The organism is Aeromonas sp. MR16 (genome assembly GCF_022549315.1).
Classification (GTDB): Bacteria; Pseudomonadota; Gammaproteobacteria; order Enterobacterales; family Aeromonadaceae; genus Aeromonas; species Aeromonas aquatica.
The window spans coordinates 293,379-313,811 of record NZ_JAKZFK010000002.1 but is presented as its reverse complement, the minus strand read 5'-3'; the positions used below and the strand labels follow the sequence as shown (position 1 = coordinate 313,811).

21 protein-coding genes and 1 pseudogene are annotated in these 20,433 nt (G+C 62.9%); 13 read left to right on the top strand and 9 right to left on the bottom strand.

The annotated features are described in order from the left end of the window. Positions 1-89 precede the first annotated feature (89 nt). Positions 90-771: pseudogene (locus MM194_RS03940) on the bottom strand (phosphatase PAP2 family protein). A gap of 205 nt (positions 772-976) precedes the next feature. Here MM194_RS03940 and MM194_RS03935 point away from each other — a divergent pair. Further along, positions 977-1,489, top strand: a complete 513-nt coding sequence (locus MM194_RS03935) for a DUF2937 family protein (RefSeq protein WP_241342727.1) — start codon at positions 977-979, stop codon at positions 1,487-1,489. Positions 1,490-1,559: 70 nt separating this feature from the next. Here the strand turns inward: MM194_RS03935 and MM194_RS03930 are convergent, their stop codons facing one another. Further along, positions 1,560-2,441: a LysR family transcriptional regulator gene (locus tag MM194_RS03930; protein WP_033128777.1), complete on the bottom strand. Its 882-nt coding sequence runs from the start codon at positions 2,439-2,441 to the stop codon at positions 1,560-1,562. 156 nt (positions 2,442-2,597) lie between these two features. On the opposite strand from MM194_RS03930, the gene MM194_RS03925 reads away from it, so the two are divergent. Next, positions 2,598-2,999 (top strand): SMR family transporter, encoded by a 402-nt coding sequence (locus tag MM194_RS03925; protein WP_241342726.1) that lies wholly within the window; start codon positions 2,598-2,600, stop codon positions 2,997-2,999. Beyond that, positions 2,987-3,307 carry an SMR family transporter gene (locus tag MM194_RS03920; RefSeq protein ID WP_033128778.1) on the top strand — a complete coding sequence of 107 codons (321 nt, stop codon included), beginning with the start codon at positions 2,987-2,989 and terminating at the stop codon, positions 3,305-3,307. The genes MM194_RS03925 and MM194_RS03920 overlap by 13 nt, the downstream gene beginning before the upstream one ends. Before the next feature lie 80 nt (positions 3,308-3,387). On the opposite strand, the gene MM194_RS03915 is transcribed toward MM194_RS03920, so the two are convergent. The 3 genes from MM194_RS03915 to hrpB all read right to left on the bottom strand — a co-directional run bounded on the left by MM194_RS03915 (position 3,388) and on the right by hrpB (position 8,706). Continuing rightward, the gene (locus MM194_RS03915; protein ID WP_033128779.1) at positions 3,388-3,798 is read right to left on the bottom strand and encodes a VOC family protein; all 411 of its coding nucleotides are present in this window, start codon (positions 3,796-3,798) and stop codon (positions 3,388-3,390) included. Between the two features lie 40 nt (positions 3,799-3,838). Then, on the bottom strand, positions 3,839-6,166 hold the full coding sequence (mrcB, locus tag MM194_RS03910) for a penicillin-binding protein 1B (RefSeq protein WP_033128780.1): 2,328 nt from the start codon (positions 6,164-6,166) through the stop codon (positions 3,839-3,841). Positions 6,167-6,258: 92 nt separating this feature from the next. After that, complete coding sequence (gene hrpB, locus MM194_RS03905; protein ID WP_241342724.1) at positions 6,259-8,706, bottom strand: ATP-dependent helicase HrpB; 2,448 nt, start codon at positions 8,704-8,706, stop codon at positions 6,259-6,261. 244 nt (positions 8,707-8,950) lie between these two features. Here hrpB and thpR point away from each other — a divergent pair, with 244 nt between their 5' ends. The 9 genes from thpR to MM194_RS03860 all read left to right on the top strand — a co-directional run bounded on the left by thpR (position 8,951) and on the right by MM194_RS03860 (position 16,489). Beyond that, on the top strand, positions 8,951-9,502 hold the full coding sequence (thpR, locus tag MM194_RS03900) for an RNA 2',3'-cyclic phosphodiesterase (RefSeq protein ID WP_033128782.1): 552 nt from the start codon (positions 8,951-8,953) through the stop codon (positions 9,500-9,502). Next, the gene (gene sfsA, locus MM194_RS03895; protein ID WP_033128783.1) at positions 9,499-10,242 is read left to right on the top strand and encodes a DNA/RNA nuclease SfsA; all 744 of its coding nucleotides are present in this window, start codon (positions 9,499-9,501) and stop codon (positions 10,240-10,242) included. Before thpR ends, sfsA begins: the two co-directional genes overlap by 4 nt. Positions 10,243-10,361: 119 nt before the next feature. Beyond that, positions 10,362-10,811 carry an RNA polymerase-binding protein DksA gene (dksA, locus tag MM194_RS03890; protein WP_005329052.1) on the top strand — a complete coding sequence of 150 codons (450 nt, stop codon included), beginning with the start codon at positions 10,362-10,364 and terminating at the stop codon, positions 10,809-10,811. Between the two features lie 116 nt (positions 10,812-10,927). Beyond that, on the top strand, positions 10,928-11,830 hold the full coding sequence (gene gluQRS, locus MM194_RS03885; RefSeq protein WP_241342722.1) for a tRNA glutamyl-Q(34) synthetase GluQRS: 903 nt from the start codon (positions 10,928-10,930) through the stop codon (positions 11,828-11,830). Positions 11,831-12,369: 539 nt separating this feature from the next. Next, positions 12,370-13,845: a polynucleotide adenylyltransferase PcnB gene (gene pcnB / locus MM194_RS03880; protein ID WP_052100803.1), complete on the top strand. Its 1,476-nt coding sequence runs from the start codon at positions 12,370-12,372 to the stop codon at positions 13,843-13,845. A 7-nt stretch (positions 13,846-13,852) separates the two neighbouring features. After that, positions 13,853-14,350 (top strand): 2-amino-4-hydroxy-6-hydroxymethyldihydropteridine diphosphokinase, encoded by a 498-nt coding sequence (gene folK / locus MM194_RS03875; RefSeq protein WP_241342719.1) that lies wholly within the window; start codon positions 13,853-13,855, stop codon positions 14,348-14,350. Between the two features lie 18 nt (positions 14,351-14,368). Further along, complete coding sequence (gene panB / locus MM194_RS03870; protein ID WP_033128786.1) at positions 14,369-15,163, top strand: 3-methyl-2-oxobutanoate hydroxymethyltransferase; 795 nt, start codon at positions 14,369-14,371, stop codon at positions 15,161-15,163. A gap of 100 nt (positions 15,164-15,263) precedes the next feature. After that, positions 15,264-16,118, top strand: coding sequence for a pantoate--beta-alanine ligase (gene panC / locus MM194_RS03865; RefSeq protein ID WP_033128787.1), 855 nt, complete (start codon positions 15,264-15,266; stop codon positions 16,116-16,118). 23 nt (positions 16,119-16,141) lie between these two features. Further along, on the top strand, positions 16,142-16,489 hold the full coding sequence (locus MM194_RS03860) for a putative quinol monooxygenase (protein ID WP_033128788.1): 348 nt from the start codon (positions 16,142-16,144) through the stop codon (positions 16,487-16,489). Between the two features lie 59 nt (positions 16,490-16,548). On the opposite strand, the gene MM194_RS03855 is transcribed toward MM194_RS03860, so the two are convergent. From MM194_RS03855 to hpt, 3 genes are all read right to left on the bottom strand, one after another. Further along, positions 16,549-17,322, bottom strand: coding sequence for an ABC transporter permease (locus MM194_RS03855; RefSeq protein ID WP_033128789.1), 774 nt, complete (start codon positions 17,320-17,322; stop codon positions 16,549-16,551). A gap of 46 nt (positions 17,323-17,368) precedes the next feature. Next, positions 17,369-18,286, bottom strand: a complete 918-nt coding sequence (locus MM194_RS03850) for an ABC transporter ATP-binding protein (protein WP_241342717.1) — start codon at positions 18,284-18,286, stop codon at positions 17,369-17,371. Positions 18,287-18,399: 113 nt separating this feature from the next. Beyond that, complete coding sequence (hpt, locus tag MM194_RS03845) at positions 18,400-18,930, bottom strand: hypoxanthine phosphoribosyltransferase (RefSeq protein WP_033128791.1); 531 nt, start codon at positions 18,928-18,930, stop codon at positions 18,400-18,402. A 201-nt stretch (positions 18,931-19,131) separates the two neighbouring features. Here hpt and MM194_RS03840 point away from each other — a divergent pair, with 201 nt between their 5' ends. Then, positions 19,132-19,746 (top strand): TetR/AcrR family transcriptional regulator, encoded by a 615-nt coding sequence (locus MM194_RS03840; protein ID WP_347006493.1) that lies wholly within the window; start codon positions 19,132-19,134, stop codon positions 19,744-19,746. A 75-nt stretch (positions 19,747-19,821) separates the two neighbouring features. Here MM194_RS03840 and MM194_RS03835 read toward each other — a convergent pair whose 3' ends face one another. Then, positions 19,822-20,433 (bottom strand): flavin prenyltransferase UbiX, encoded by a 612-nt coding sequence (locus MM194_RS03835; protein WP_033128793.1) that lies wholly within the window; start codon positions 20,431-20,433, stop codon positions 19,822-19,824.

Genomic DNA, 20,433 nt, shown 5'->3' with positions numbered 1-20,433 from the left:
ACCACAGATTCCGATGGTGCATCACCAAAAGAAGGCGGCTCACAACCGCCTTCTTTTTTATCGTTCGTGGGTCGGTGAGGGAGAAAACATCAGGACAGGCAGCGAGACAGTCTGGGGACGAGGCGCGCGATCAATCGATCCGACAATGGGGTCAGCAGCAGCGGCGGCAGGCAGAGCAGGGCCAGACTGAGGGCCCCCACATAGACATCCGTCAGCCAGTGGGCACCGGCAAGAATACGGGGGGCCGAGAACAGGGGCACCATCAGCACGGCTGACGACAGCGCCCGGCGCGGCAGGTAACGCAAGGCAAAACCGGCGAAGATCATCAGGAACAGGGCGTGATCGCCGGGAAAGCTGTTGCCGGCAGAGTCCTTGGTCGGGATCTGGCTAAGCTCGCTCACCCGCAGCGCCCGCCACCATCAAGGTGAGGCTGGAGCGGCTGATCGGCAGCAGGTGGACGACCTGATTGATAAGCAAGGCGCCGAGCAGCATGACCACCCCCATCGCCACCAGCCGGTGGCGTGCCTCACCCTGGACACGGAAGAAACAGGTGGCCAGGATCCCCCCCATGCAGGCCAGCACGGCCAGATCGAACAGCCGGTGATTGGTGATGGCAACCAGATAGGCCCAGTGCGGGGAGGCGCCAAGCCAGCCATTGACCAGCTGGAAGGTGGCGAGATCCCATCTATCCCAGGGGCCATGACCCGGCAGGACGGTCCAACTGAGGGCGATCAGGCCCCCGACCAGATAGAAAGGGATGAACTTGCTCATGCCAACGCCTCCTTCGAAAAGGGCCCATGTTAAGGCAGAGTTTTGGTGATCTGAATCACAAAAATGTAAGGGCGAGCGTCAAACACAGGCACCATCGATACTGACCCAGCCGCCTCTGCCTGCGTCGGGATCGGTGAACGCGCCGCCTTGGATCGCCCGCAACTTGCGGCTAGTATGGACTCTCCCCTCACTCAGGATGATGACGATGCGCAGCTACCTTCGCATGATGTTGTTTGCTCTCGGTTTGCTGGCAGGCGTGCAGATACCGGGGCTGATCGATCTCTACTACCAGCGGCTGGATGCCCGGCTGCAACAGGCCAACCTCAGTCTGGCGCCCTTCCAGGGCACCGCGGAACAGCATTTTGGCGGGGATCTGAATGCCTTGATCGCCCATTACGGCGCCAGCCAGGATCCCGTCTTCACCCAGGATGCCACCAGCCTGCAACTGCTGGTGAGCCAGCAACAGCGCCTGCAGCAGGAAAGCCTCTTCCAGGATTCCCCCTGGTATCGGCAGCTGTCCCACCTGCTGCTGCAACCGGATCCCCAGCTCTGGCAAGACACCCTGCACAACTACAGCTATGTGGTGCCCCTCAAGCAGGCCGCCATCTTCTGTGGGATGATGGGGGGCCTGTTCGCGGCCCTGCTGGGGGATCTGCTGCTGGGGATAGTACTGCTGCCATTTAGCCAACGCCCTCCCTCCCGTCATAGCCTGCGCTGAGCCGGCGTCAGTGCAGAAAAGCAAGAGGGGCCCCGAGGCCCCTCTTGCTTTTCCCCTTCCCCCGAGGCGGCTACTCGAAGGGTTCGAGGTAGGCCTGGATCGCCTTCTTCAACCAGGCGAGCACCTTGCCGTGGTGGGCGTTCTCCGCCAGATAGACGCCGTAATCGCGCCACTGCAGGCTGAACTTGTGCTTGAGGGTCAACAGCTCCCCTTGCCGCAACTGGCTCTGGATCAGCGGCGAGGGCAGCACGGCCCAACCGAGGCCATCCAGCACGGCGTCCCGCATCAGCTCGAAGCTCGACAGGCCGATGTGCTGGCCGCCGATGGGCAGCAGGCTCTTGACCGAATACTCGTCGACGTAGGAGAGGGTGACCTGGGTATGGCCGGCCAGATCCTGCTGCAGCACCCGCTTCAGGCTGGCGAGGGGGTGGCTCGGCGCCACCACCATCAGGGTGCGGATCGGGTTCAGCACATCGATGCACAGACCGCTGCGCTCCTGCTCATCGGTGATGAGGCCGAAGGCGGCATCCACAAACCCCTCCTCCACCAGGGCCGGCAGTTCGGGGGGCGAGGCCAGCACCAGCGAAATACTGGTGCCCGGAAACTGGCGGCGCAGGGTGCCCAGCATGTCCCGCCAGACGGGTTCGGGGATGGCATCGTCCCGCGCCACCCGCAGCGCCACCTCGGCGCCTGAGGCGTGATGCTCGCACTTGAGCTTCAGACTGTTGGCCGCCTGCAGCAGCCGCTTGCAGTCGTCCAGCACCTGCTCCCCTATCTCGGTCAGCCGACTCTGGTTGGCCCCTCGTTCAAAAAGATCGACGCCAAGCTCCAGCTCCAGTGCCGCAATCGCCGTGCTAACCGCGCTGCGACTCTTGCCAAGCCGGCGCGCGGCATGGGCAATGGAGCCGCAGTCAGCTGATTCGACGAAGAGTTGTATCTGGTTAAGCTTCATAAGGATCGCGGATGGTGGAGTTTCCTATGACTACCTTAGCTCGCCCCCAATGCACAAGGCAAACCCACAGCGTCCGATTTCTCGACGCTCAGCGATTCCCGAGCCGGCTGTCACCACGGCTATCATCTCAGGGTCGCAGTCACAAAAGGACGTCGTATGTTAATCAGTCGCATGCTATTGGCCCGGATCTTTCTGACCGGCGCCATCCTGACCGAGGTGGCGGGCACCTCGACCATGGCCCTGATCCCGGACAACGAAGCCGGATGGCTCAACTATCTGCCCATGTGGGGGCTCATCGCCCTCTCCTATCTGTTGCTGGCCAAAGCCGCCAAAACAATCTCTATTGGGATCGCCTTCGCCTTGTGGGAGGGGCTGGGGATCGGCCTCATCACCCTGGTCTCCATGTTGTTCATGGATTACGACCTCGGCACGCAGGAGCTGATCGGTCTGGCGCTGGCCATAGTGGGGATTGTTATGGTGACCCTGGGTGAAACCCATGAGGAGCCGCGCAGCCAGAATGGCCCGAGCAAGCTGAAGGAGGCGGTATGCACCCCCTGATCATCGTGCTCGGCGCGGCGCTGCTGGATATCTGTGCCAACATGGCGATCAACCGCTCGGTCGGCTTTCGCTACAAGGGCTGGGGCTTTCTCGGCATCCTGCTGGTGCTCTGCGCCTTCACCCTGCTCTCGGAGGCGGTGAGCACCGGCAAGATAGATCTCGCCATCGCCTATGCCACCTGGGGCGCCATCGGCATCCTCGGTACCGCGCTCGGCGGTCTCTTGCTGTTTGGCGAGCGGCTCAAGCCCATCGGCTGGGCCGGGATCCTGGTGATGGCCGTGGCGGTGGCGCTGCTGACCACCGCCTGATGCGCTGCCAGTCTCGCATAAAAAAGCCGTCCGGTTTACCGGGCGGCTTTTTGTTGGATAAAACCTCTACAGCAGATGACTCAGGCAGCGGAAGTCGCTACCTCATACAGCTCCAGCGGCAGGCCGTCCGGGTCGGCGAAGAAGGTGAAACGCCGGCCCGTCAGCTCGTCCAGCCGCACCGGCTCCACCTCGATCTGATGGGCCTGCAGATGGGCGATGACCCGCTCCAGATCCCCCACCCGAAACGCCAGATGACGCAGGCCGCAGGCCTCGGGCCGGGAGGGCCGCGCCGGCGGCGCCGGGAAGCTGAACAGCTCGAGCTGGCTGCCGTCCGGCAGGCCCAGATCCAGCTTCCAGGACTCGCGCTCGGCACGCAGGGTCTCAGCGATGATGGGCAGCCCCAGCAGCTCGTGATAGAAGCGGCGAGAGCGGGCATAGTCGCTGGCGATGATGGCCACGTGATGAATGCCGTCAAACAGGGGCACTGTCATATCGACTCCGTGAAGACGGGCGACCAGGCCGCCCGCCTCGTTAGTTGAAGAAACCGTTGAACCAGTTGTCCAGGGCATTGACCGGGTTCGGGTTGGAGACCGGGCTGGCGCAGCTCATGGGTTCCCCCAGCCCCGCCAGCTTGGCCGGCACCTGCAGACTGCCGGGGCAGTCGTTGGTGACCCGGGCGCCGCTGGCGCGGGAGAAGCTGGCCCAGCTCACCCCTTCCGGCATGTTCAGGCTCAGGCTGTTGACCCCGCGCTGGCTCATGTAGCCGCTGAACAGCTGCAAAGCGCCGCTGGCCCCGGTCAGTCCGGCCGGGGTGTTGTCGTCACGACCGACCCAGACGCTCACCAGCTCGTTGTTGTCGAGACCCGCAAACCAGGAGTCCCGCAGCTCGTTGGTGGTCCCCGTCTTGGCGGCCATAGTGGCGCCGGGGAATTTGGCGCTCAGGGCGCGGGCCGTGCCCTGGCTCACCGTCTTGGTCATGGCGAACAGGGTCAGCCAGCTCGCCTGGGGATCCGTCACCCGCTTGGCGGCCTCATCGTGCTGATAGAGCTGGCTGCCATCGCTGTTCACCACGGCGCGAATGGCCGACAGCGGCTGGGTCAGCCCCTGGTTGGCGATGGGCAGGTACATCTGGTTCACCTCCATCGGCGACAGGGCCACAGCCCCCAGCACCAGGGACGGATAGGGCTGGATCTCCTGGGAGACGCCGAGCTTGTGCAGGGTGTCCACCACCTTGTCCAGGCCTACCTGCAGGCCGAGGTTGACGGTCGGCACGTTGAGGGAGCTGGCCAGCGCCTCCATCAACGGCACGCTCTGGCGGAACTTGCGATCGTAGTTCTGGGGCGTCCAGATCTGGCCGTCCTGACCACGGATGCGGATCGGCTGATCTTTCAGCGGCGTGCCCAGGGTCAGGCCGTTGGAGAGGCCGGTCAGATAGACCGCAGGTTTGACCAGGGAGCCGATCTGGCGGCGGGCATCCAGCGCCCGGTTGAAGCCGGCGTAGCGCGGATCCCGACCCCCCACCATGGCGACCACCTCGCCCTTGTGCCAGTCGGAGACCACCATGGCCGCCTCCAGCTTCTTCTTGCCACGCTGCTTCTCGATGGTGGCCAGACCGGACTCCACCGCCTGCTCGGCGGCGTGCTGGGCGATGGGATCCAGGCTGGTGAAGATCTTGAGGCCGGACTGCTTGAGCAGATCCGGGCCGAAGCGGCTCTGGATCTCGCGCTTGAGCAGGCCCATGAAGGCCGGGGTGCGACCATAGCTCATCTGGCCCCGGGTGATGATGCCGAGCGGCTGCTTGCTGGCCAGTTCATATTCCGGCTGGGTCAGGCTGCCGTGATCCATCAGCAACTTGAGCACCAGATCCCGGCGTGCCTTGGCCCGCTCGGGGAAGCGCCAGGGATCGTAATAGGAAGGCCCCTTCACCATGCCCACCAGCAGGGCCACCTGATCGATGTCCAGCTCGTTGACCGGGATGCCGAAGTAGAAGTAGGAGGCGAGCCCGAAGCCATAGACCCCCTGGGAGAAGTTCTGCCCCAGATAGACCTCGTTGAGGTAGGCCTCCAGGATCTCGTCCTTGCTGTAGCGATAGTCGATGAGTACCGCCATATAGGCTTCCTGCGCCTTGCGCCACAGGCTGCGCTCGCGGGTCAGGAAGAAGTTCTTGGCGAGCTGCTGAGTGAGAGTACTGCCCCCCTGCACCGTGCGGCCGGCCAGCACGTTGGCCACCATGGCACGCATGATGGCCACCGGCGAGACGCCGCCGTGCTGATAGAAGTCTCTATCTTCGGTGGTGAGCAGGGTCACCAGCAGGCTGTCCGGCACCTCGGCGATACGCACCAGCAGACGATCCTCCCGATCCTCGGTGTTGAGGCGGTCCAGCAAGACAGGGTCCATCTGGGCATAACCGAGCTGACGCTGGTTCTCGAGGGACTGGATCCCCTCCAGCCGCGCACCGTTGAAGCTCAGGCGCAGGCCGCGCGCCGCATCGGCACCGTCATGGAAGGCGAACGGACGACGAATGAGATCGATGCGATTGCCGTTGACCGCATATTCCCCCGGGGTGTGGGGCTGGCGCACCTGCTTGTAGCTCAGCATGCTGAGCTCGCGCAGCATCTGGGCCTGGGAGAGACGCTGGCTGGGGTAGAGCTCCAGCGGACGGCTGTAGACCATCACCGGCAGCTGCCACTTCTCACCGTCGAAGCGCTCGCGCACCTTGGTATCGAGATAGATACCGAAGACCACCATGAAGGCGCCCACCACCAGGGAGAGCTTGAAGCCAAGCCAGAACAGCTTGCGCCATATGGTGCGGTTGGGCGCCGCCTTCTTGGGCGCGCTCTTGCGTCTTTGGGTTGCCATGAATCCTCTTTGTTATTCGTCGTTATGCGTTGTGTCGCCTGAGTGGCGTGATCATTGATTCACCACCCTCTCCCGTCGGGAGAGGGTCAGGGTTAGATCCCCATCTTCTTCTTGGTCACCCTGGTCGGCATCGCCTCCAGCGGATTGTCCGGCCAATAGTGGCGGGGATAGCGCCCCTTCATCTCTTTCTTCACCTCGCCGTAGGAGCCGGCCCAGAAGGCGGCGAGATCGGCGGTGATCTGCAGCGGCCGCTGGGCCGGGGAGAGCAGCTCCACCACCAGGGGCACCCGGCCATCGGCCACGCAGGGGGTGGTGCCTTGCCCGAACATCTCCTGGATACGCACCGGGATCACCGGCGCCTGTCCCGGCTCATAGCGAATGCGCACCCGGCTGCCGGTGGGAGCGGTGAAGTGGCTCGGCAGCGCCTCGTCCAACCGCCTCGGCAGCGGCCAGGGCAGGGACTGGCGCAATATGTCCACCAGATTGAGGCGCTTGAGCTGCTCCAGCCGGCTCATGCCCGCGAGGGCGGGCAGCAACCACTCCTCGAGGCGCGCCAGCAGGCTCTCCTCATCCATGGCGGGCCAGCCCTCGTCCGGCAGCCAGTCGGCGGCGCAGCGCAGCCGGGCCAGCAGCCCTTCGCTGCCCTCATCCCAGGGCAGCACGTGCAACCCCTTGCGCCGGATCCCTTGCAGCAGGCAGCACCCCTTCTGCTCGTCGGAGAGATCCGTCAGCGGCCGCTGGCTCAGCACCAGTTCGCCGATCACCTGCTGGCGCTCGGCCCGCACCCGTTCCTCCCGCTCGTCCCAGTCGAACCACTGGCGCTCGCTCACCAGCTCCGGCAGTTGGCGCACCAGCTCGTCCAGCTCCACCGGCTCGGCGATGAAGATGCGGCTGCCGCGCTCGTTCTGCCCCATCTCCACGGCGACGATCGCCGCTTGTCCCTGACAGGGATGACCTTCTACCAGATCGCAGCTCACCCCACCACTGAGTTGATAACGCTGACCGCTGCGCAGCTTGCCGATCCGATCCGGCCAGGCGAGGGCGCACAGCAGCCCGAGCCATTGACCCTGGGCGACCGCAGGCCTTGCGCCGAGGCGCTCGAACCAGCGGGCGGCGCCCTGACGCAGGGCTCCTTGCCGGCGATGGAACAGCACGGAGAGACGCTCAGATCCTCGCAGATCCTCTTCCAGCAACGCCACCAGATAGGCCGCGTCGGCGACAATCCCTGTCAGACCCCCGGCCTCCAGCGCCCGCGCGCGCAGCAGCAGGCGTGCGAGCCGGGGATGGGTACCGAACGCCGCCATGGCTCTGCCCTCGGGGGTGAGTTGCCGATCCGCCTCCGGCCGCATGGCGCCGAGTGCCACCAGCAACCGCTGGGCGCTGGCCAGGGCGGCGGCGGGAGGCATGTCCAGCAGCGGCAGGCTCTCGACCCTGGCGCCCCACTGGGCGGCGTCCAGCAACAGGCCGGTCAGCTCCTGGGTCAGGATATCCGGTGGGCTCTGCTCGGCGAGGCGCTCCTGCCCTTCACTGCTCCACAGCCGGTAGCAGACGCCGGGGCCGAGGCGGCCGGCGCGGCCCGCCCGCTGGGTGGCGGACGCCCTGGCGATCTGGCGGGTCTCCAGCCGGGTGACGCCGCTCTTCAAGTCGAAGGAGGCGCGCCGCTCCAGGCCGCTGTCGATGACGATGGAGACCCCCTCTATGGTGAGGGAGGTCTCCGCCACATTGGTGGTGAGCACCAGCTTGCGACGGCCCGCCGGGGCCGGCTCTATGGCGGCCTGCTGGGCCGCCATGTCCAGGCGGCCATAGAGCGGTGCGAGGCGTACGTCCTCCGGCAACCGCCCCTCCAGCCATTGTGCCAGCCGCTCTATCTCCCCCTGCCCCGGCAGGAACACCAAGGCGCTGCCGGCATGACTGGCCAGCGCCTCCAGCACCACGGCGCCGACTTGCGGCTCCAGCCACTGCTGACGGTTGGCGGGGCGATAGTGATAGTCGATGGGAAAGCCGCGTCCCTCGGAGCGGATGACGGGGGCGCCCGGCAGCAGGCGCTCAAGCGCCATGCCATCCAGGGTGGCGGACATGATCAGCAGCTTGAGATCGTCCCGCAGCCCTTGCTGACTCTCGATGGCAAAGGCGAGCGCGGTGTCCGCGTGCAGGCTGCGCTCGTGAAATTCGTCGAAGATGACCAGGGAGACGCCCGTCAGCTCGGGATCCTGCTGCAACATCCGGGTCAGCACCCCCTCTGTCACTATCTCGAGCCGGGTCTGTGCACTGGTACGGCTCTCGCCGCGCACCCGCAGGCCGATACGATCCCCCACCTTCTCCCCCAGCTGACGGGCCAGGAAGCTCGCAATGTTGCGCGCCGCCAGACGACGGGGCTCCAGCATGATGATGCGACCGGGCAGCCGGTTTTGGCGCACCAGCTCCTGCGGCAGCAGGGTCGATTTGCCCGCGCCCGGGGGCGCCTGCAGGATCACGCTCGGATGAGCAGCGATGGCATCAAACAGCCCGGACAGCACCGAGACGATGGGGAGTTGGGACAAAACGGCGAAGACCTTCTGTGGCGACCTTAAAAACGGGGTCCATTCTGCCATAGCATCCGCCAAGACCATAAGCGGATGTCGCAGGCGCACCACAACAACCCAGGCATTAAGGCTACGGCGCGCGCTTCCACACGGCGGTTGCCACCATAAGCCAGGGATTGCCGGGCAGCGATGGCGAGACAGGGGCCGGCTCGCTGCCATAGAATGGGCCATTCCACTGTGCCCACGAGGACCGACGACTCGCATGCCCAAACTCTTCTTTGCCCTGCCTCTGCACGAGCTGGCTCCCACCCTGATCGCGTGGCGTGAGCGGTGTCCCTGGCCCGGTCAGCCGGTGCCGGAGATCAACCTGCATCTGACCCTGGCCTTTCTCGGGGAGGCCGACGAGACCACCCTGGTCCAGCTGATGGCGGCCGCCGAACTGCAACACTGCCCGCCATTCAGTGTCCGGCTCGATCAGACCGGCTGGTTCAATCGCGCCAAGGCCGCCTGGGTGGGGCCCAGCGAGTGGCCGAACGAGCTGAACGTGCTGGCCAGGGCGCTGCGTCGCCACGGCGAGAAGCTGGGACTTGGCAACGGCGAGCAGGGCTATCGCCCCCACGTCACCCTGTCGCGCAAGGCCGCCGAAGCCCCGGCCGAGCTGCCAGCACCGGATTTCATGCTGCACGCCGATCGCTTCTGCCTCTATCGATCCGCCAGCACGCCGGACGGAGTGCAATACGAGCCGCTGGCCTGCTGGCCGCTGCGGGCCCGCGCCAAAGACAAAGCACAGCAGAGTGAGGAGCTAAGCCGATGATCTTCGATCCTCCCCTGCAGTCCGGGCAACTGATCGCCCGCTACAAGCGCTTCCTGACCGACGTCCTGCTCGACAGCGGCGAGCAGATCACCATCCACTGCGCCAACACAGGTGCCATGACCGGCTGCGCCCTGCCAGGCACCCGGGTCTGGTACTCCACATCAAGCAATCCCAAACGCAAGCTGGCCCACAGTTGGGAGATCGCCGAGAGCCCGGCGGGGCACTTCATCTGCGTCAACACGGCGCGCGCGAATCAAATCGCCAGGGAGCTGATAGAACAGGGGCTGCTCGCCCCGCTGACGGGCTATGCCAGGCTGCGCACCGAGGTGAAATATGGCGAGGAGAACAGCCGCATCGATCTGCTGCTGGAAGACGATGACAAGCCCCGCTGTTACATAGAGGTGAAGTCCGTCACCTTGCTGGATGAGCGGGAACAGGCCGGCATGGGCTACTTCCCCGATGCGGTCACCAGCCGTGGCGCCAAGCACTTGCGTGAATTAATGGCCATGAAGGCGGCCGGTCACAGAGCCGTGCTGTTGTTCATGGTGTTGCACTCGGGGATTGAGCGGATGCGTCCTGCAGCCCATATAGATCCGCACTATAGTCTGCTTGTTGAGCAGGCAATGGCGGCAGGGGTTGAAATTTTATGCTATCGCCCCCATGTTGGGGTGCAGGGCATGGTGGCCCAGAGTTTTATTCCATTTGAATCTGACCACCTGCGACCCGAGGGCTGCGAATAAATACTGGAGTGGGTAACATAATTGGCAAGGCTTGTTTGCCTCCGGTTAACCCTTCTGCTATAGATACGGCCCTCAATTTACGGATGGCACGGGTAGCGTGCTGAATTAGGAGACAGGGCATGCCAACAGGCGAAAACAGGAAATCTCTGGGCCCCCTGGCCATTGCGGGTGTAGAGCCTTACCAGGTCAAAGCCGGTGAGGAGTACATGAATGACCAACAGAAGGTACATTTTCGCAAGATCCTGGGAGCCTGGCGCAACCAACTGATGCAGGAAGTTGACCGCACCGTTGACCATATGAAGGATGAGGCTGCCAATTTCCCGGATCCAGTCGATCGCGCTGCGCAGGAAGAAGAGTTTGCTCTCGAACTGCGGACCCGCGACCGCGAACGCAAGCTGATCAAGAAGATCGAGAAGACCTTGCTGCTGCTCGAAGAAGACGACTTTGGTTACTGCGAACACTGCGGTATCGAAATCGGCATTCGTCGTCTCGAGGCCCGTCCGACTGCAGACCTCTGCGTCGACTGCAAGACGCTGGCCGAGATCAAGGAAAAGCAGATGGCTGGCTGATGCCGACCGTCCAGATGCACAAAAGGGGGCCTGCGAGCTCCCTTTTTTATTGAGCTTTTGGCCGCAGCGTCCCAAAATGCTGCCTCAATGTACCCCTTGCCCGAATCGCCACGCCCGTGAACCCAGTTCCCCCTTCCCAGCCTCGTCCTTATATAGGCCGCTTCGCCCCCTCCCCCTCGGGTCCGCTTCACTTTGGCTCCCTGGTGGCGGCCCTCGGCAGCTGCCTGCAGGCCAGATCGCAACAAGGGCGCTGGCTGGTGCGCATCGAAGACATAGATCCGCCGCGAGAGATGGCGGGAGCCAGCAGCCTCATCCTCCAGACCCTGGAAACCCACGGCCTGCACTGGGATGGGGAGCCGATGTTCCAGAGCCGGCGCCACGCCCGTTATGACGAGATCATCGAGCAACTGTATCGGGCAGGGGCGCTCTACTGGTGCCGCTGCACCCGGCGCGAGATCATGGCCAGCGGCGGCCTCTATAACGGTCACTGCCGCACACTGGGGCTGGGGGCCCAAGATTGCGCCGCCCGCCTGCGCCAGCATCACCCCGTCTACCGCTTCGACGATGGGCTGCAAGGCGAGATTACCGTGCCCGCCGGGCTGGCAGAGGAGGACTTCATCGTTCGCCGCCGGGACGGGCTCTACGCCTATAACCTGGCGGTGGTGGTGGATGACATGGACAGCGGCATCACCGAGATAGTGCGCGGCGCCGATCTGCTGGAGCCTACTGTGCGCCAGATTGCGCTCTACCAGACCCTGGGAGCCACGGTGCCCGGCTGGGTGCACCTGCCGCTGGCGGTGCTGGCAGATGGCAACAAGCTGTCCAAGCAGAACCATGCGCCGGCACTGGCGCTGGATGACGTCAGGCCGGCCCTGTGGCAGGCGCTCGCGTTTCTCGGTCAACGTCCTCCGCCAGAGCTCAGAGAAGGCGAGGTCGATGAGATCATCGCCTGGGCTATCGCCCACTGGCGGCTGGCACAAGTCCCTCGCCAGCAAAAGATCGTCATGGGATCCCGATAAGCAGGCCCAAACCAAGTGAGCAGACCACACCGTTTCTCATTTGGTCAGGGCTGAGCGATATGAATAGACCGCTCAATTTCTTAGGCAGGCAGGCCCAAACCAAGTAAGCAGACCGCATCGTTTCTCATTTGGTCAGGGCTGAGCGATATGAATAGACCGCTCAATTTCTTAGGCAGGCAGGCCCAAACCAAGTGAGCAGACCACACCGTTTCTCATTTGGTCAGGGCTGAGCGATATGAATAGACCGCTCAATTTTTTAGGCAGGCAGGTCCAAACCAAGTAAGCAGACCGCATCGTTTCTCATTTGGTCAGGGCTGAGCGATATGAATAGACCGCTCAATTTCTTAGGCAGGCAGGTCCAAACCAAGTGAGCAGACCACACCGTTTCTCATTTGGTCAGGGCTGAGCGATATAAATAGACCGCTCAATTTCTTAGGCAGGCAGGTCCAAACCAAGTGAGCAGACCGCATCGTTTCTCATTTGGTCAGGGCTGAGCTATGATAGGCCGCTATTTTTTGGCCTCCCGTCAATTTGAAGTCATGAAGAGGTGTACCATTTTTTCCCAGATCGCAAACTTTTGCCGCAAGGTGCTCGGCAAGGAAGACGGCGAGCAGTCGATGGAGTCTCCCATTCCAGCCCGTGTCGCCGGTCAACGCCGAACCTTGAGCCGTGACCAGCACCCCATCTCGCGCAAAGAGATCAGCGAGAATGCGCTCAAGGTGCTCTACCGCCTGAACAAGGGGGGCTACGAAGCCTACCTGGTGGGTGGTGGCGTCCGGGATATTCTGCTCGGGAGAACGCCAAAGGATTTCGACATCGCCACCGATGCCACGCCGGAGCAGATCAAGGCGTTGTTCAGCAACTGCCGCCTGATCGGCCGTCGTTTCCGCCTGGCCCACATCGTCTTTGGTCGTGACGTGATCGAAGTGGCTACCTTCCGTGGTCACCACCATCAGGTCAATACCAGCAAGCACGTGTCGGCCCAGTCTGATGAAGGCATGCTGCTGCGTGACAACGTCTACGGCACCATCGAAGAAGATGCCGAGCGCCGCGACTTCACCGTCAACGCCCTCTACTACAGTGCCAAGGACTTCACCCTGCACGACTTCGAGGGTGGCATCGAGGATCTCGCCCAGCGCAAGCTGGAGCTGATCGGTGACCCCGAGACACGCTACCGGGAAGATCCTGTGCGGATGCTGCGTGCCGTGCGCTTCGCCGCCAAGCTGGACATGACCATCAGCCCGCGCACCGCCGCCCCCATCAAGGAGCTGGCGCCGCTGCTGCAGGACATCCCGGCCGCGCGCCTGTTTGAGGAGACCCTCAAGCTGTTCCTGGCCGGCGATGGCCTCGCGACCTACAAACTGCTGAGGGAATACGGGCTGTTCCAGCCGCTGTTCCCGCAGGTCGCCGCCCTGCTCACCCCGCACGGCAGCTCGCCGTTCGAGCAGTTCATCGAGCAGGCGCTGATGGACACCGACAACCGGGTCCGTGAAGACAAGCGGGTCAACCCGGCCTTCCTCTACGCCACCCTGCTGTGGGGCGCCGTCGAGGCCCGTGCCCGGGTGCTGGAAAACGAGAGCGGCCTGCCTTGGCACGATGCCTTCATGCTGGCCATCAACGAGGTGCTGGACGCCCAGGTACGGATCATCGCCGTGCCGCGCCGCTTCACCACGGACGTGCGGGACATCTGGGCGCTGCAACAGCGACTGACCCGTCGCCAGGGTCGTCACCCCGAGCGCGCCATGGAGCATCCGAAGTTCCGTGCGGCCTTTGACTTCCTGTTGCTGCGCAACCGGGTCGAACGGGGCCTCGGCGAGCTTGCCAGCTGGTGGGAGCGCTACGTGGCCTCCAATCCGGATGTGCGCCCGCAGCTGCAACGGGAAGCGACCCGTCGCCCGGCGAGCGGTGAACGCGCCCCGGCGGCTGAGCCGCACAGCGGGGACGGTGAGAAACGTGGCACCAACAGCCGCAATCGCCGTCGCCCCCGCCGCCGCAAACCGAAAGCGGCCGAGTGATACTCTGATGATCGAGGCCTTCGTTGCCATCGGCTCCAACCTGGGCAATCCCATTGCCCAGGCCCGGCGTGCCATCGCTGCCCTGGCGATGCTGCCGGAATCCGAGCTGCAACAGGCCTCGCAACTTTACGGCAGCCGCCCCATGGGCCCTGCGGACCAGCCGGACTACGTCAATGCCGTGGTGCGACTTCATACCCGGCTCGGCCCCCTCGCCTTGCTGGATCAACTGCAGAAAATCGAGTTGGAACAGGGACGTGTGCGCAAGGACGAGCGTTGGGGGCCAAGAACCCTGGATCTGGATCTGCTGCTGTACGGCGAGCAAGTCATCCAGCATGAACGCCTGACCGTTCCCCACTACGGCATGAAGGAGCGGGAGTTTGTCCTGCTCCCCCTTGCCGAGCTCGCACCCGCCCTGGTGCTGCCCTACGGCACCCCACTCACCGAACTGGTTGCCCGCTGCCCGCGCAATGGTCTCGCGATCCTTGCCTGCGCCACGGGTGAGTAGAGGAGTAGGAGCAACGTTATGAGCAAGATAACCACCACCAGCCTGTTGAAAATGAAGCAGGACGGGCAAAAAATCACCGCCATCACCGCCTATGATGCCAGCTTCGCCAAGCTGTTCGACGACGAAGGCGCTCAGGTGCTGCTCATCGGTGATTCCCTCGGCATGGTGCTGCAGGGAGGTGAAGACACCCTGGGCGTCAACATGGATGAGATGGTCTACCACACGCGCTGCGTGGTGCGTGGCACCAGCAAGGCGCTGGTGGTCAGCGACATGCCGTTCATGAGCTACGCCACCCCCGAGCAGACCTACCAGAATGCCGCCCGCCTGATGGCCGCCGGTGCCCGCATGGTGAAGATGGAAGGGGGCGACTGGCTGTGTGACAGCATCCGCCACCTGACGCGTAACGGCGTGCCGGTCTGCGGTCACCTCGGCCTGACACCGCAATCCGTGCACGTGTTTGGTGGCTTCAAGATCCAGGGTCGCGACGAGTTCCAGGCCCAGGAAATGTATCGCCATGCGCTCGAGCTGCAAGCTGCCGGTATCCAGCTGCTGGTGCTCGAATGCGTGCCAGTTGCCCTGGCCGATCGCATCACCAAGGCGCTGCGCATCCCGGTGATCGGTATAGGGGCCGGCCCCGCCACCGATGGCCAGATCCTGGTCATGCACGATGCCTTCGGCATCACCTCCGGCTATGTGCCCAAGTTCACCAAGAACTTCCTGGCCGAGACCGGTGACATGCATGCCGCCATCCGCCTCTATGTGAAGCAGGTCAGCGAGGGCACCTTCCCCGGCCCCGAACACTGCTTCAACTGATTGCACGCCTCAGGGCAATAGCGGGGGCATAGGCCCCCGCTTCGTCATTCTTAACTGGTCGATTTTGTCTCTCTTTGAAGTATCTGAAGGTGAACTCTTGATGTTGGTCGTTAATAATCCCGTCGCGCTGCGTGAGCAGATCAATCAATGGCGTCGCGAAGGCCGTGCCATCGCATTCGTGCCCACCATGGGCAATCTTCATCAGGGCCACCTGACCCTGGTCAACGAGGCCCGCAGCCACGGTGAGAAGGTGGTCGTCAGCATCTTCGTCAACCCCCTGCAGTTTGACAAGGCCGAGGATCTCACCAACTACCCGCGCACCCTGGAACAGGACTGCGCCGCCCTGCGCGCCGCCGGGGTGGATCTGGTGTTCACCCCGACCCCGGAGCTGATGTACCCCCATGGGCTGGCCAGCCAGACCTTCGTGGAGGTGCCCGGCCTCTCCGGCCTGCTGGAGGGCGCGCTGCGCCCCGGCCATTTCCGCGGCGTCAGCACCGTCGTCACCAAGCTGTTCAATCTGGTGCAGCCGGACGTGGCCTGCTTCGGTCAGAAGGATTACCAGCAGTTGGCGCTGATCCGCAAGATGGTGGCCGACATGGCCATGCCGGTCCAGATCGTCGGCGTGCCGACCGTGCGGGCCGAGGACGGGCTGGCGCTCTCCTCCCGCAACGGCTACCTCACCGAGAGCGAGCGGGCGCTGGCCCCCGAGCTCGCACGCACCATGAACTGGATAGCCGAGCAGATTGAGGCCGGGGATCACCACCTGCCCTCCCTGGTGGCCCAGGCCAGTCAGCGCCTCGATAACGCCGGCTTCAGGACCGACGCCATCGACATCGTCGATGCCGATACGCTCGAATCCGCCACCGAGGCCAGCGAGCGGCTGGTGATCCTGATGGCCGCCTATCTGGGCAAGGCCCGCCTCATCGACAATTGTGTGGTCACGCTCGGGGCCTGACAGGTCCCGACAAGGAGAAAGAGATGTCCAAGAAGGTTTATTGCATCGCCCAGTTCCAGCCCAAGGCCGGTCAGGAGCAGGCGCTGTTCCAGGTGTTGCAGGGACTGGAGCCCAACACCCTGCGCGAGGATGGCTGCCAGCAATACATAGTCACCCGCCGCATCCCGAGCCCCTTCGCCGAAGGGGATAGCTTCCCCATCGTGTTCAACGAGGTCTGGCGCGACATGGCGAGCTTCGAGGCCCACTGTCAGCGGGCCGAGATCAAGGCCTTCTTCGAGCGTTACTGCCTCGCCGATGACGGCCTGGCGGCCAAATGGAACGTCTGCGTTTACAGCGACGAGCCCGAAGCCTACGACGCCCCCGTCCTCTGACTCCATTACGTCCACAAAACAAAAGGCGCCCGTAGGCGCCTTTTTCATGGTTCGAATACTCAGTGCCGCAGGCCGGTGCCACGGGAGATGAGCCACCAGGCCAGGGCGTAGAACACCACGATGAAGCCGATGATGATGAGGTAGGCGGTGCCGAGCGGCACGTCCGAGATGCCGAGGAAGCCGTAACGGAACGCGTTCACCATGTAGATGATGGGGTTCACCTGGGAGACCCCCTGCCAGAAGGGGGGCAACAGGCTGATGGAGTAGAAGACCCCGCCAAGGTAGGTGAGCGGCGTCAACACGAAGGTCGGGATGATGCTGATGTCGTCGAAGGTCTTGGCGAACACCGCATTGATGAGCCCTGCCAGGGAGAACAGGATGGCGGTCAGCAGTACGGTGAAGCAGACGCTGAACAAATGGTGGATCTGCAGCGGCACGAAGAACAGCGACACCAGAGTGACGATGAGGCCAACGCAGAGTCCACGGGCCACGCCGCCGCCTACATAGCCGGCGATGATGACGTAGTTCGGCACCGGCGCCACCAGCAGCTCCTCCACGTTGCGCTGGAACTTGGCGCTGAAGAAGGAGGAGGCGACGTTGGAGTAGGCGTTGGTGATGACCGACATCATGATGAGGCCGGGCACGATGAACTCCATGTAGCTGAAGCCCCCCATGTCACCGATACGCGACCCGATAAGGTTGCCGAAGATGACGAAGTAGAGGCTCATGGTGATGGCCGGTGGCACCAGGGTCTGCAGCCAGATCCGGGTGAAGCGGACCACTTCCTTGGTCAGGATGCTCTTGAAGGCGATGTAATAGGTGTTGGCGTTCATGCGCTGTGACTCTCTTCCACCAGGGTGATGCAATTAGGGTTGGTCTTCATGCCTTGCGGCCCTCTTCCACCAGATTGACGAACAGCTCTTCCAGCCGGTTGGCCTTGTTGCGCATGCTCTGCACCTGCACCCCCTGGGCCGAGAGCTGTTCGAACAGGCTGTTGAGGGACTGGCTCTTGTCCAGCTCCACCTCCAGGGTACGTTCATCCTGCATGCGGCCCTGGAATTCAGGCACGTTCGGCATGGCCGATCCCGGGGCCAGGTCCAGCATGAAGGTCTCCCGCCCCAGCTTGCCCAGCAGGTTCTTCATGCTGGTGTTCTCGATGAGACGGCCCTTGTCGATGATGCCGATGTTGCGGCACAGCATCTCCGCCTCTTCCAGATAGTGGGTGGTGAGTATGATGGTGACGCCCTGCTCGTTGAGCTGTTGCAGGAACTGCCACATGGAGCGGCGGATCTCGATGTCCACCCCCGCAGTCGGTTCATCCAGGATCAGCAGCTTGGGTTCATGCATCAGGGCACGGGCTATCATCAGCCTGCGCTTCATGCCACCGGAGAGGGTGCGGGCCGGCATGTCGCGCTTGTCCCACAGATCGAGCTGGCGCAAGTACTTTTCGGCGCGCACCTTGGCCTCGCCGCTCGGCACGCCGTAGAAGCCGGCCTGGTGAGTGATGATCTGGCTCACCTTCTCGAACATGCTGAAGTTGAATTCCTGCGGCACCAGACCGAGCTGGGCCTTGGCCTGCTCCAGCTGGCCATCGATGTCGTAGCCGAACACCTTCACCTTGCCGGCGCTCTTGTTCACCAGCGAGCTGATGATGCCGATGGTGGTGGACTTGCCCGCCCCGTTCGGACCGAGCAGGGCGAAGAAGTCCCCCTGCTTGACGCTGAGATCGATGCCCTTAAGGGCTTCGACGCCCCCCTGATAGGTCTTTTTCAGGCCGGTGATTTCCAATGCGTTCATTGCAACCCCTGTGATGGATGATGCGCCCATCTCGAGACAGAAAAGGCGGCCAAGGCCGCCTGCTGACAGTGATGGCGGACCACCATACTGCCTTTGCCACTTCCGAGCCTTGCTTATTCTTGCGGAACAACCTTGCCGATGAACGGCAGGTTACGATATTTCTGGGCGTAGTCGATACCACAACCCACCACGAATTCATCCGGAATGGCGAAGCCTACCCAGTCTATCGGCACCTGTACTTCACGGCGGGACGGTTTGTCCAGCAGGGTGCAAATGGCCAGGGACTTGGGTTCACGCAGGGAGAGGATCTCGCGCACCTTGTTGAGGGTGTAACCGGTATCGATGATGTCTTCGACGATCACGATATCCTTGCCCTTGATGTCATCATCCAGATCTTTGAGGATGCGCACGTCACGGGTGCTGTGCATACCGGAGCCATAGCTGGAGGCGGTCATAAAATCCAGGGTGACGGGCAGCTGGGTCTGACGGCACAGATCGGCCAGGAAGACGCAGGAGCCGCGCAAGAGGCCGATCATGACCACTTCATCCGAACCCTGGTAACGGGCGGTGATCTCTTCACCCAGTTTGGCGATCCGGGCGGCCACGTCGGCCTCGGAGATCATCACCTCGACAATGTGTTTCATCACATACTCCATTAATGGCCAAAGGGTTATTGGCCGTTCATTAACATCAAAACCGAAGATTCTACCATTCCAACCGGAGGGCGTCAGGCATACGTGATGCTTTTATCGGCTTATTTTAATTGATAGAGTTAGCGAGCCTTTTGGCATTATCGGTGACAATACTATAAACACCATAATCAATAACTATTAGATGAAAAAACTATGGAACCACGCGCAGAAATAAGACGTCGGACCCGGCTCTCGCCGGAGGCTCGCCGTGATCAATTGATGGAATGTGCCATCGAGGTGTTCTCCCGTCGCGGCATCGGCCGTGCGGGGCATGCCGAGATTGCCGAGCAGGCCAAGGTATCGGTCGCGACCGTGTTCAACTACTTCAACACCCGTGAAGAACTGGTCGATGAAGTACTGGCCGAGATCGAAGGCTTTGTGCAACAGATCCTCGAGCAGGCATACAGTGGCCAGGGTCCAGTCAGGGACAGCATCCACCGCCACGTGAAGATGTTTGTCGATGCGGCCTATGATCAGCCAGACCACGCCAGTATCTGGCTGGAGTGGAGCTCATCGGTACGCGAAGAGGTATGGCCTCGCTATACCCGCTTGCTGGACAAGGCGCTGGAACGCATCGCGCCCCACCTGCAAGCCGCCATGGACAGTGGCGAGATCCAGAGCGTGCTGTCGGCGCAGGATCTGGCCCGCTCCCTGACCGGGTTTGGCTATGTCATGATGCAGATGATCAATCAACCTCAACGCCCGTCCCGGGAAGAGGTGACCGATTTTCTGTTCAAATATGTGACGGCCCCCATTCAGGCTGCATAACCCGCCTCGCCAATAAAAAGCGGCGCCGGACTGTTCAGGTCGGCGCCGCTTTTGTTTGTCTGCCCTCTACCCGGCTCAGGGCTGGGCATAACCCCAGCGTTGGGTCAGATCCTGCTTTATCCCCAGATGGTCGAGGATCCGCGCCACCATGAAGTCCACCAGATCCTCGATGCTCTTGGGCTCGTGATAAAAACCAGGCGCCGCCGGCATGATGGTCACCCCTAGCCGCGCCAGTTTCAGCATGTTCTCCAGATGGATGGCGGAGAAGGGGCTCTCCCGTGGCATCAGGATGAGCTGGCCGCGCTCCTTGATCACCACATCCGCCGCCCGCTCCAGCAAGTTGTCGGAGGCGCCGTTGGCAATGGCGGAGACGGTGCCCATGGAGCAGGGGCAGACCACCATCTGTTTCGGCGCCGCCGAGCCCGAGGCCACCGGCGAGAACCACTCCTCCTTGCCGCAGGCCACTATCTGCCCTTCTTTTGCGCCATATTGGCGACAGAGGTAGGCGGACAGCTCCTTGGGTGACCCCGGCCAATCCACCCGCTGCTCGGTCTTGAGCACCACCCGGGCGGCCGAGGAGGCCAGCAGATAGACCCGATAATCGGCTTGTACCAGACATTGGAGCAGCCGCAGGGCATAAGGAGCGCCGGAGGCGCCCGTCAGCGCCAGAGTGATCTGTTTATCCAT

Coding starts and splice junctions, on each gene's coding strand:
- dksA (WP_005329052.1), top strand. CDS start 10,362: ATGCCAACAGGCGAAAACAGGAAATCTCTGGGCCCCCTGGCCATTGCG.
- MM194_RS03935 (WP_241342727.1), top strand. CDS start 977: ATGCGCAGCTACCTTCGCATGATGTTGTTTGCTCTCGGTTTGCTGGCA.
- MM194_RS03860 (WP_033128788.1), top strand. CDS start 16,142: ATGTCCAAGAAGGTTTATTGCATCGCCCAGTTCCAGCCCAAGGCCGGT.
- sfsA (WP_033128783.1), top strand. CDS start 9,499: ATGATCTTCGATCCTCCCCTGCAGTCCGGGCAACTGATCGCCCGCTAC.
- thpR (WP_033128782.1), top strand. CDS start 8,951: ATGCCCAAACTCTTCTTTGCCCTGCCTCTGCACGAGCTGGCTCCCACC.
- panB (WP_033128786.1), top strand. CDS start 14,369: ATGAGCAAGATAACCACCACCAGCCTGTTGAAAATGAAGCAGGACGGG.
- panC (WP_033128787.1), top strand. CDS start 15,264: ATGTTGGTCGTTAATAATCCCGTCGCGCTGCGTGAGCAGATCAATCAA.
- MM194_RS03915 (WP_033128779.1), bottom strand. CDS start 3,798: ATGACAGTGCCCCTGTTTGACGGCATTCATCACGTGGCCATCATCGCC.
- mrcB (WP_033128780.1), bottom strand. CDS start 6,166: ATGGCAACCCAAAGACGCAAGAGCGCGCCCAAGAAGGCGGCGCCCAAC.
- folK (WP_241342719.1), top strand. CDS start 13,853: ATGATCGAGGCCTTCGTTGCCATCGGCTCCAACCTGGGCAATCCCATT.
- MM194_RS03840 (WP_347006493.1), top strand. CDS start 19,132: ATGGAACCACGCGCAGAAATAAGACGTCGGACCCGGCTCTCGCCGGAG.
- MM194_RS03920 (WP_033128778.1), top strand. CDS start 2,987: ATGCACCCCCTGATCATCGTGCTCGGCGCGGCGCTGCTGGATATCTGT.
- MM194_RS03930 (WP_033128777.1), bottom strand. CDS start 2,441: ATGAAGCTTAACCAGATACAACTCTTCGTCGAATCAGCTGACTGCGGC.
- MM194_RS03925 (WP_241342726.1), top strand. CDS start 2,598: ATGTTAATCAGTCGCATGCTATTGGCCCGGATCTTTCTGACCGGCGCC.
- MM194_RS03850 (WP_241342717.1), bottom strand. CDS start 18,286: ATGAACGCATTGGAAATCACCGGCCTGAAAAAGACCTATCAGGGGGGC.
- MM194_RS03835 (WP_033128793.1), bottom strand. CDS start 20,433: ATGGATAAACAGATCACTCTGGCGCTGACGGGCGCCTCCGGCGCTCCT.
- MM194_RS03855 (WP_033128789.1), bottom strand. CDS start 17,322: ATGAACGCCAACACCTATTACATCGCCTTCAAGAGCATCCTGACCAAG.
- pcnB (WP_052100803.1), top strand. CDS start 12,370: ATGAAGAGGTGTACCATTTTTTCCCAGATCGCAAACTTTTGCCGCAAG.
- hpt (WP_033128791.1), bottom strand. CDS start 18,930: ATGAAACACATTGTCGAGGTGATGATCTCCGAGGCCGACGTGGCCGCC.